Raw genomic sequence first — 5344 nt, forward strand, 5'->3', positions numbered from 1 at the left:
GCTCGAAGGCGCAGCCGGGCGGCGGCGCCAGCGGGCTGGAAACCTGGCCGCGGATCGCGTACAGACGGCGCTTGCCGCCCACGGTCTGCGCGCGCTTGCGCTGCTGGCCCGGCAGGCAGGCCAGCAGGCCCTGGGTGTACGGGTGCTGCGGCCGCGCGAACAGGTCGTTCACCGGTGCGGCCTCCACGATGCGGCCCGCGTACATCACGGCCACGTCGTCGGCGTGGTGCGCCACCACCCCCAGGTTGTGGGTGATGAACAGGATGCTCATGCCGGTCTCAGCCTGCAGCCGGCGCATCAGCGCCAGGATCTGCGCCTGGATCGTCACGTCCAGCGCGGTGGTGGGCTCGTCAGCGATCAGCAGCGTGGGGTCGCAGGCCATGGACAGGGCGATCATCACGCGCTGGCGCATGCCACCCGAGAGCTGGTGCGGGTACTCCCGCAGCCGCTGCGCGGCGGCCGGAATTTCAACCAGCTCCAGCATGCGCAAGGCCTGCGCCATTGCCGCCGTCCGGTCCATGCCCTTGTGCAGGCGCAGCGACTCCGCGATCTGCTCACCGATGGTGAACACCGGGTTCAGGCTGGTCATGGGCTCCTGGAAGATCATGGCCACTTCGTTGCCCCGAATCGCACGCATCTGCGGCTCCGGCAGGGTGAGAAGGTCCAGCGTCTGGCCGGCGCGGTTGACAAACAGGGCCTGGCCGCTGACTTGCGTGCTGGCTGTGCGCGGCAACAGGCGCATCAGGGTCAGGCTGGTCACCGACTTGCCCGAACCCGATTCGCCGACGATGGCCGTGGTCTTTCCGGCGCGGATATTGAAGCTCACGTCGGCGACGGATCGGATCAGCCCTTCGTCGGTGTCGAAGAAGGTGCTCAGGTTATGCACTTCGAGGCGGTTCACATTGACTTTCTCAGGCGCGGGTCCAGCAGGTCGCGGATGCCGTCGCCCAGCAGTTGCAGCGACAGCGCGGTCAGGATGATCGCAAGCCCGGGGAAGAGCACGATCCACAAGGCCTGGTGCGCATACTGCTGGCTGCCAGCGACCATGGTTCCCCACGTCGGAATTTCAGGTGGAACCCCCACCCCCAGGAAAGACAACGCGGCTTCCGCCAGGATGGCGTAGGCGAAGATGAACGAAGCCTGCACAAGGATCGGCGACATCAGGTTGGGAAGGATATGGCGCCAGAGAATGCGGATGGTCGAAACGCCGACAGCACGGGCCGCTTCAACGAACAGCAGCTCGCGCACCACCAGCGTGGACGCCCGCACGACACGCGCCACGCGCGGCGTGTACACCAGCACCAGCGCGAACACCACATTCAACATCGACGGTCCGAGGATGCCGACCAGCGCAATCGCCAGCAGGATGTCGGGAAAGGACATCATCGCGTCAACCACGCGCATCACCGGCGCGTCCAGCCGGCGGAAGAAGCCCGCGATCAGCCCGAACAGTGTGCCCGCCACGATGGAACCCACAGCCGTGAGCAAGGCGATCGTCAGCGAGTAGCGGCCACCGAAAGCGATGCGGGCGAACAGGTCACGGCCCAGTTCGTCCGTGCCCAGCAGATGCGTCGCCGAAGGCTGCGAAAGACGCTGGGACACCGCGGTTTCGTTCGGATCCAGGCCACTGAGCGGCCCGGCGAACACCGACACCAGAACGACCACCACCAGAGTGATTGCCGCCGCCAGCACGATGCGCCGGCGAAACAGTTTGCGCAGGATGAGCGGAAGCTGCATGTCAGTATTTCACGCGCGGATCAACCACGGTGTAGAGCAAATCGATCAGGAAATTGATGATCACATAGATAGCGGCCACGACCAGCAGCGCGCCCTGGATGACGGGGTAGTCACGCCGGATGACGGCGCTGACCACCAGGTTGCCGACGCCGGGCAGGCCGAACACGGTTTCAGTCACCACCGCGCCGCCTATCATCAGCGCCACCGTGAGGCCAATCACCGTCACGATGGGCACCAGCGCATTACGCAGGGCGTGTTTGAGCACCACCGTGTTTTCGGAAAGCCCTTTGGCGCGGGCGGTTCGCACATAGTCTTCGCCCATCACGTCGAGCATCGAAGCGCGGGTGAAGCGGATGATCAGCGCCGAGTTCAGCACGCCCAGCACCGTGGCCGGCAGCACCAGGCAATGGAGGCGCGCGGCCAGCGAAGCACCCGGTTCACCATAACCCGACACCGGAAACCAGCCCAGCGACACGGCAAAGATCTGCATCAGCACCAGGCCGAACCAGAAGCTGGGCACACTCGCGCCCAGCATGGCGAAGCCGGTGAAGACCTGGTCGATGGCCTTGCCGCGGAACACGGCCGAAACGATGCCGCAGGGCACGCCGATCAGCGCTGCGATGGTGATGGCCATCAGCGAGAGCAAGGCCGTGGGCTCTGAACGTTCCCACAGCGCCTGCGTCACCGGCCGCTGCAGGAAAATGGATTCGCCCAGGTTGCCGTGCGCCAGTTCCCTGACCCACAGGCCGAACTGCACCGGTAGCGGACGGTCCAGGCCGTAGACCTTCTGCACCCGCGCGATGTCCTCTGCCGTGGCCTGGTCACCCAGCAGCACGGCAATGGGGTCACCCGAGGCTGCGCGCGTGAGGATGAACACCAGTACGGCCACGATGGCCATGACCACCAGCATGCCGCCCAGGCGTGATAGCAAATAGCGGGTCATTCCCTTGTTTTATCCATTCGAAAGCGTCCCATTCCAGTAGAGCCGCGGAACCGGCTTAGCCGGGCCGCAGGCGGGCGGCCCCATACGTGAGGAAAGGGGCAGCGCGCCGTAGGCCCGAAGCGAAAAGCGTGGGGGCTCAATTCTTTAGGCTGGTGTTCCAGAAGAAGGGGTAGGTGTAGGGCGTGTAGCCCTGCAGCGCCGGTGCGCGCGCCGAGAGACTGGCGAACTTGCCGACTTGGATGTAGGGCACTTCGTCGTACACCACCTGCTGCACCTTGCCCCACAACGCGCCACGCTTGGCTGGGTTGGGTTCCTGGTTCAGCGCGGCCAACGCCGCGGTCTTGGCTGGAGAGCTCCACCAACCCGGCGCGCCGTCACCAAGCTGCGGCGGCGAGAGCATGGGCTCGGGGAACAGGCCCGAATGGGTGATGTAGATGTCCCACAGCTTGGGGTCAGCGCGGCGCTGCAGCAGCGTGGCCCACTCGACCACATTCAGCTCGGCCTTGAAGCCCGCCTTCTTGAGCTGCTCGGCCATGATCAGTGCCATGTTGTAGTGAAAGTCGTACTGACGGCTGGTGAGGATGCGGATCGGTTCGCCCTTGTAGCCGGCCTGCTCGGCCTGGGCCTTGGCTTTCCTGGCGTCACGCTCGTTGTAATTGGCAGTACCGGCGTCCGAGTAAAACGGCGTGCCCTTGGGGAAGTGGTTGCCCTCGGCGATGAAAAAGCGCGTGTCGCCAAAACCGGCCGCCAGCATCTCGCCTTCGCCCAGCGCAGTCTGCACCGCCTTGCGCACCGGCTGCTGGACCAGCGAGCCGTCCTTGGTGTTGAACACGAGGTAAGGAAAACCGAAGGACGGCGTCATGATCGGCACCGCTTTCCCACTGGCCTTTTCCAGCCGCGGCAGGGCTTCGATCGGCAGCAGGTCGGCGTAGTGGAACTGGCCGGCCAGTGCGCCTTCCACCCGCGTGTTGGCATTCGGTACCGGCACGAAGCGCAGCTCTTCCACCATCGCCACGCGCTTGCCGCCGTAGCCGCTGGCCGCTTCTGTGCGGGCCGAGTAGCCATCGAAGCGCGTGAGCAGCACGTACTGGTCGGGCCGGCGCTCCTTGAACTTGTAAGGGCCGGTGCCGACGTATTCACGCAGCGGCTGCGCCAGCGATTCCTTGGCCATGATGGCCGCCATGCCCGAGGCCATGGCCAACTGCGACAGCAAGGGTGCATAGGCGTTTTTCAGGCTGATCTCCACCGCCAGCGGGCCCTTGGCCGAGAGGTCGGCCACCTGGGCGGAAACCGACTTGCCGCGCGGCGAGACTTCCATCCAGCGCTTGAGACTGGCCACCACATCATCGGCGTTGAGCTCGCGTCCGTTGTGCAGCTTCACGCCCTTGCGCAGGGTGATGCTGTACAGCTTGCCGTCGGCCGAAATCTTGGGCATGGACTCGGCCAGCATGGGCACCAGCGCGGCCTTGGCGTCGAAGGTGAACAATGGCTCGTAGACGTGCTGCATGATGATGCAGACCAGGTCGGCCGGCGTGGACTGGATGTCCAGCGTCGGCGGCTCCGCCACCATGGCCAGGTTCAGGGCCGATTTCGACGCCTGGGATTGCGCCGTCAGCGGCAGGCATGCCGCCGCGCCAAGTACCAATGCGAGTGCCGCTTTGCGGCGGCTCAGATACAAGAAATCCAGCATGTTCAATCTCCTGAATATGAAAATATTTTTCAGAATGCAAAGAATAGGCCATCCAAAACAGTCAAATATCGGGTGATACCCTGATATTTACCTTCATTTATGAAAATATATTTCATAATCATGCATGACTGACCCCCTCTTGGGGCAAGCAGCAATGAGGCCGCACCAGCCTGGTGTCGCCGTGATCGATCAGCCACAACAAGGAGTTTTTGACATGGCACTGCAGTTTCTAGGCAACCCTCCCGTCGCGTCGGACCAGCAGCCTCGGCCCTTTTCGCCGGCTGTGCGGGCTGGTGACTTTGTTTATGTATCTGGCCAGGTTCCGGCAGATGAAAAAGGCGAAATCGTGGTGGGCGGCATCGAGGTGCAAACGCGCCAGGTCATGAAAAACCTGTCCGCCGCGCTGGCCTTGGCCGGCTGCACCCTCGCCGACGTCTGCAAGACCACGGTCTGGCTGCAGGACGCGCGTGACTTCGGCAGTTTCAACCGCGTCTATATGAGCTACTTCGGTGAAGGGAAACCGGCGCGGTCTACTACCGAGGCTCGGTTGATGGTGGATGCGCGGGTTGAGATTGATGTGGTGGCTTACAAGCCGGTCGCTTGATGATCAAATTGGCATTTTACCCAATGGATTTGGGCGCCAACAGCTCCTGAATTCATAGCAAGACTTTCAACTTGTCATCCCGGACTTGATCCGGGACCCATGCAAACGATTCTCCAACACCGTTCGGGCTGAGCTTGTTGACGTCGTCTTTGTCTTCAGCATTTGTGGTGTGCCTGCAAGCCGGGGGTTGCCCGGCGGCAACTCACTTTCTTTTTGCGTCGCCAAAAAGAAAGTAAGCAAAGAAAAAGGCGACCCTGCTGTCTGCGTCCCTCCGCTTCGCTGCGGGCAACCTGCGGTGCTCGGTCCAGCCGGGGTCAAGCTCGAACTCGCCTTCGGCTCAGACAATCGCTCGCCCTGATCCGTCTGGACC

General features: G+C 63.3%; 5 protein-coding genes. 1 reads left to right on the forward strand and 4 read right to left on the reverse strand.

All coding sequences use genetic code 11. The features are described 5' to 3' along the window. The 4 genes from WA904_RS09955 to WA904_RS09970 all read right to left on the reverse strand — a co-directional run. Positions 1 to 901 (reverse strand): ABC transporter ATP-binding protein (locus WA904_RS09955; RefSeq protein WP_425196971.1); only part of this gene is annotated, 901 nt, incomplete at its 3' end. Further along, positions 898 to 1737, reverse strand: coding sequence for an ABC transporter permease (locus tag WA904_RS09960; protein WP_425196972.1), 840 nt, complete (start codon positions 1735 to 1737; stop codon positions 898 to 900). The genes WA904_RS09955 and WA904_RS09960, both read right to left, overlap by 4 nt. A 1-nt stretch (position 1738) precedes the next feature. Then, the gene (locus WA904_RS09965; protein ID WP_425196973.1) at positions 1739 to 2680 is read right to left on the reverse strand and encodes an ABC transporter permease; all 942 of its coding nucleotides are present in this window, start codon (positions 2678 to 2680) and stop codon (positions 1739 to 1741) included. Between the two features lie 136 nt (positions 2681 to 2816). Continuing rightward, a complete protein-coding gene (locus WA904_RS09970; RefSeq protein ID WP_425196974.1) occupies positions 2817 to 4370 on the reverse strand; it encodes an ABC transporter substrate-binding protein in 1554 nt (517 codons plus the stop codon). 214 nt (positions 4371 to 4584) lie between these two features. Here WA904_RS09970 and WA904_RS09975 point away from each other — a divergent pair, with 214 nt between their 5' ends. Then, positions 4585 to 4974, forward strand: a complete 390-nt coding sequence (locus tag WA904_RS09975; protein WP_425196975.1) for a RidA family protein — start codon at positions 4585 to 4587, stop codon at positions 4972 to 4974. The last annotated feature ends 370 nt before the right edge of the window (positions 4975 to 5344 follow it).

Source organism: Polaromonas sp., from assembly GCF_049790275.1.
Classification (GTDB): Bacteria; Pseudomonadota; Gammaproteobacteria; order Burkholderiales; family Burkholderiaceae_C; genus Polaromonas.